Source organism: Nitrospira sp. BLG_2, from assembly GCF_049222245.1.
Genome location: NZ_JBLYIG010000066.1, coordinates 1 through 4,123 on the forward strand (window position 1 = coordinate 1; position 4,123 = coordinate 4,123).

The 4,123-nt window shown below is 57.0% G+C and carries 5 protein-coding genes; 3 read left to right on the forward strand and 2 right to left on the reverse strand.

Translation table 11 applies throughout. The annotated features are described in order from the left end of the window. The first annotated feature begins 385 nt into the window (after positions 1-385). The 3 genes from ACOSYY_RS01795 to ACOSYY_RS01805 are packed head-to-tail and all read left to right on the forward strand — an operon-like array spanning position 386 to position 2,980. Positions 386-1,732 (forward strand): cytochrome ubiquinol oxidase subunit I, encoded by a 1,347-nt coding sequence (locus tag ACOSYY_RS01795; protein WP_526023263.1) that lies wholly within the window; start codon positions 386-388, stop codon positions 1,730-1,732. Beyond that, entirely contained in the window at positions 1,719-2,780 is a 1,062-nt protein-coding gene (locus tag ACOSYY_RS01800) for a cytochrome d ubiquinol oxidase subunit II (RefSeq protein ID WP_421660555.1), read from the forward strand. The genes ACOSYY_RS01795 and ACOSYY_RS01800 overlap by 14 nt, the downstream gene beginning before the upstream one ends. Continuing rightward, a complete protein-coding gene (locus tag ACOSYY_RS01805) occupies positions 2,774-2,980 on the forward strand; it encodes a hypothetical protein (RefSeq protein ID WP_421660556.1) in 207 nt (68 codons plus the stop codon). Before ACOSYY_RS01800 ends, ACOSYY_RS01805 begins: the two co-directional genes overlap by 7 nt. 9 nt (positions 2,981-2,989) lie before the next feature. Here ACOSYY_RS01805 and ACOSYY_RS01810 read toward each other — a convergent pair whose 3' ends face one another. Together ACOSYY_RS01810 and ACOSYY_RS01815 are read right to left on the reverse strand one after the other, a co-directional pair. Beyond that, positions 2,990-3,388, reverse strand: a complete 399-nt coding sequence (locus tag ACOSYY_RS01810; RefSeq protein WP_421660557.1) for a response regulator — start codon at positions 3,386-3,388, stop codon at positions 2,990-2,992. A 384-nt stretch (positions 3,389-3,772) separates the two neighbouring features. Beyond that, a partial coding sequence (locus ACOSYY_RS01815) for a response regulator (protein ID WP_421660558.1) occupies positions 3,773-4,123 on the reverse strand: 351 nt, incomplete at its 5' end.

The window sequence follows — 4,123 nt, forward strand, 5'->3', positions numbered from 1 at the left end:
ACAAGAAGTGAGTGTGCCTCATGACGGTCTTTCTTCTCATCTTGGTCATCATTCCGATTTTCTGGCTGCTGGGCTTGCTCTATTATCTGCTTTCCTGGATTGATGTAGACAAAGAACGGTCTTATGTCTCCAAGTGACCCACCCCATCGACTGGTCTCACATTTTCCGTTCGCCACACGCAAACATTCTCTCGGGATCTAACCTGGGAAACTCCTAGTGCCAAGCCACAGGCTTACAACCCTAGAATCAATTACCGATTCATCCATGATGAAATTTCAAATAAACATGTGCTTGAAATAGAGGCGACAACCGACGTGAAACCTCATAACTGCATACCCTCTTCGATCATGCACATTGGGCCTCACAAAAGACGTCATCCACACGTATGATATCGGACCTGATCGCCGCCAGATCCCAGATGGCCATGTCTCTGGGTTTTCACATTGTCTTTGCCGCGCTGGGTATCGCGATGCCGGTATTGATGGCCGCCGCCGAGTGGCGATGGCTGAAAACGCATAACGAAGAATATCTGGCTCTGGCGAAGCGATGGTCGAAAGGCACCGCGATTCTGTTCGCCGTGGGCGCTGTATCGGGAACCGTCCTCTCGTTCGAGCTGGGCTTGCTCTGGCCGTCATTCATGGAGCGGGCAGGTCCTGTCGTCGGGCCTCTCTTCGGACTCGAAGGGTTTGCGTTCTTCACGGAAGCGATCTTTCTCGGGATCTATCTCTATGGATGGTCTCGCATCTCCCCTCGCGCGCACTTTGTCGCCGGTTTGATCGTTGCGGCGAGTGGGATCGCGTCCGCCATCTTCGTCGTCGCGGTCAATGCATGGATGAACGCGCCCACCGGCTTCGATCTTGACGACGGACGGTTTGCCAATGTCCGGCCCTTAGTCCCGCTTTTGCATCCGCTTGCTTTTCATGAAACCTTGCACATGCTGCTCGCGGCCTTCGCCGCGACCGGATTTCTCGTGGCCGGCGTCCATGCGTTTCTCCTGCTGCGTCATCCGTCGAGTCGATTCCATTGGAACGCGCTCGCCATCGCGCTGGTGGTCGGCGGTATTCCCGCCCTCCTTCAACCGTTGAGCGGAGACTTCATCGCTCGCTCGGTCGCCGATCATCAGCCGGCGAAGCTGGCTGCGATGGAAGCCCTCTTCGCCACTGAAACCGGAGCGAATTTCGTGCTCTTCGGGCTTCCGGATGCTTCCACACAAACCGTCGATTATGCGGTGATCATTCCAAACGGATTGAGCCTTCTCTTATATGGAGATCCTCAGGCGGTGGTTCCAGGGCTCGACCGGATTCCCCGCCAAGATTGGCCACCCGTGGCCGTCACCCATGTGGCTTTCCAACTGATGGTGGTCTGTGGGCTGATCATGGCGGGAGTGGCTCTCTGGGCCGGGTGGCGTGGGTGGAAAGGACAGTTGGAAAAAGACCGCCCGCTCTTGCGAACGTTGATCATCACGGCTCCATTGGGATTCATCGCCATTCAGGCCGGGTGGGTCGTGACCGAGGTGGGACGTCAACCGTGGATCATCCAAGGACTCATGCGCACGTCGCAGGCCGTCACGCCTATGCCGGGCCTTTGGATCCCAATGGTGACGTTCTCGGCCTTGTATGCCGTATTGGCCGGTGTCGTCGTCTGGGCTATCTGGCGCCACATTGCGGCCGCAGCGGCTGTCTCCCCTGCGCAGAAATTGAAAGGAAAGCGGCTGAACGATGCCGTCGTATGAGCTCATGGTCGCCGCGGCGCTGGTCGGCGCCCTGACCTTCTATCTATTGTTCGGTGGAGCCGATTTCGGGGCCGGAATCTGGACTCTCTTTGCGATGGGCCGCCAAGGACAGTCTCAACGCGCGCTGATCGATCAGGCCATCGGTCCTATTTGGGAAGCCAACCATGTGTGGCTCATCATCGCCGTCGTGATTCTCTTTACGGCTTTCCCGCCGGCCTTTGCCGTGATTTCCATCAGACTGCATATCCCGCTGACTCTGATGCTGATCGGGATCGTGCTGCGAGGCACTGCCTTCGCCATTCGAACACACGACATTTCGTCCCGTCCTGACGGATTTACCGGAGCACCCGTGATTTGGCACCGAATATTTGCCTGGTCCAGCTTGCTCACCCCTACCATGCTGGGCGTCGTCCTTGGAGCGATCGCATCGGGGCGCGCCGCCGGACCGACCGACACCATCAGAGAAACATTCGTCGATCCTTGGCTTGGGCCATTTCCCATCGCCGTCGGCCTCCTTACGACGGCGTTAGTGGCCTATCTGGCATCGGTATACCTCATCATGGAGAGTCGGGATCCGTCCCTGAGCCGTGTCTTTCGCTTCCGCGCCGTCACGAGCGGGATGCTCGTCCTCGTCTTGGCAGCCATCGCCCTCTTCCTTACGGGAGAAGGAGCGCCGGAAATCCATCGGGGCCTGCTGAGAACGGCGTTGGGTCGCGCGACCGTGGTGACCACGGCGGTGATTCATCTCGCGGCCCTCTGGGCGCTGGTCACGCAACGTGATCTTCTGGCTCGATTTCTGGCGGGGGGCGGAGCGGTCGCCGTTCTGTGGGGCTGGGCTTTATCGCAGTATCCATATCTTGTCGAGCCTTCGGTCACCATTTACGATGCAGCCCCGTCCGGAACACTGGATATTTTGCTGGCGAGTCTGCTTTTGGGATCGGTCGTCCTTCTCCCTTTTTTGTTTTACTTGTACACCTTGTTCAAAGGTGACGCACTCTCGCGCTCCGCAATTCAAGAGTTGAAAACAACTTCAGGGTCGTTATGGTGACATTTATCGCCGCCGGCTTATTACTCGGAATCATCATCGTGGGGTTGTACTTCTTCGGCGCGTTCAAGTCCCCATACATCGGCCTCCCGTTTTTCCGTTTGGCCCTTTACCTCTTGTTGATGCTGCTTATGCTGGCACTCTGGTATGGAGGGCGAGAACGGCCTTACGAAGCATACGATTCAACGGTCAATACACGGTAAGCCCCCGCATCAATGATCAGTGGGCTGGGTGAGGTTGTCGGCTGATACGTCGATTTCCTGAACAATCGCATCGTGCAGCTGGTCGACCGCCGAATCTTTTGGAAGGACGATGGCGGCGCCGGCTCGCTTCATCAAGTCACTGTTATGGTCTCCGGTGTTGACCGAGATCCCGATCACAGTCGTCTCGGGCCAGTGAGTTTTGATGTGTGTCGTGGCGTCGATCCCATTCATTCTCGGCATATTGATGTCCATGACCACCACGCGTGGACGTAGGTCCCCGACGAGCTTGACCGCCTCGGCGCCATCCCGGGCTTCCGCGATGATGTGAAGATCGTCATAGGTTTCCAACACGGAACGAAGACCCTGCCGTACCATCGCGTGATCATCCACAAGCAAGACTTGCACCATGATTTATCCCTTATTGTTACAGACTCCGCTCCTCGACACACTGCTCTGAGGCGGCCTTGGGGTTCCTTCCCAACGGCACGACCGCGCCGTATTCGAGGTTATTTTGGTATACAAATTTTGAGAGGAGGCCGCTACTAGGGAATCCCGCAGTATGCCGCGCCCGCGTCATGCTGCCGGGGCGCAAGCCGATCCACTGTCCGCCGATCGGCTATACACTGATTCTTCGAGCTATAACGCGCCCCCTGTTCAAGGAAGCGGCAAAGTTCGGTGACGTCTTTTCAGCTCGATCATACGCAGCCTTCCATCGACTGCGACTCGGTTGAAGGGCTCCCGACTTGTAGCATGCTTGGAACATGAGCGCCGGCTCCAGATGCGGGAGCTCGACTACTTCTTCACTGCTTCCTGAATCGCACCGTACAGCTGTTCTACGGCGGCTTCTTTGGTGAGCAAAATCTTCGCCCCGGCATTCATCATGGCGGTTCGGCTGCCGCTGTCTGTGTCGACGGACAGCCCAATGATGATGAGTTCGGGATGCCGGGACTTTATCTTCGCCGTGGCTTCTATTCCATTTTTTTTCGGCATATTGATGTCCATGATCACCACGGCCGGCAGTAATTTCTCCACGAGAGACTCCGCCTCCTCCCCATCGCTTGCTTCTCCCACCAATTCTATGTCCTCATATGTCTCCAGCACCGCCCGCAACCCTTGCCGGATCATGGCATGATCGTCCGCCAA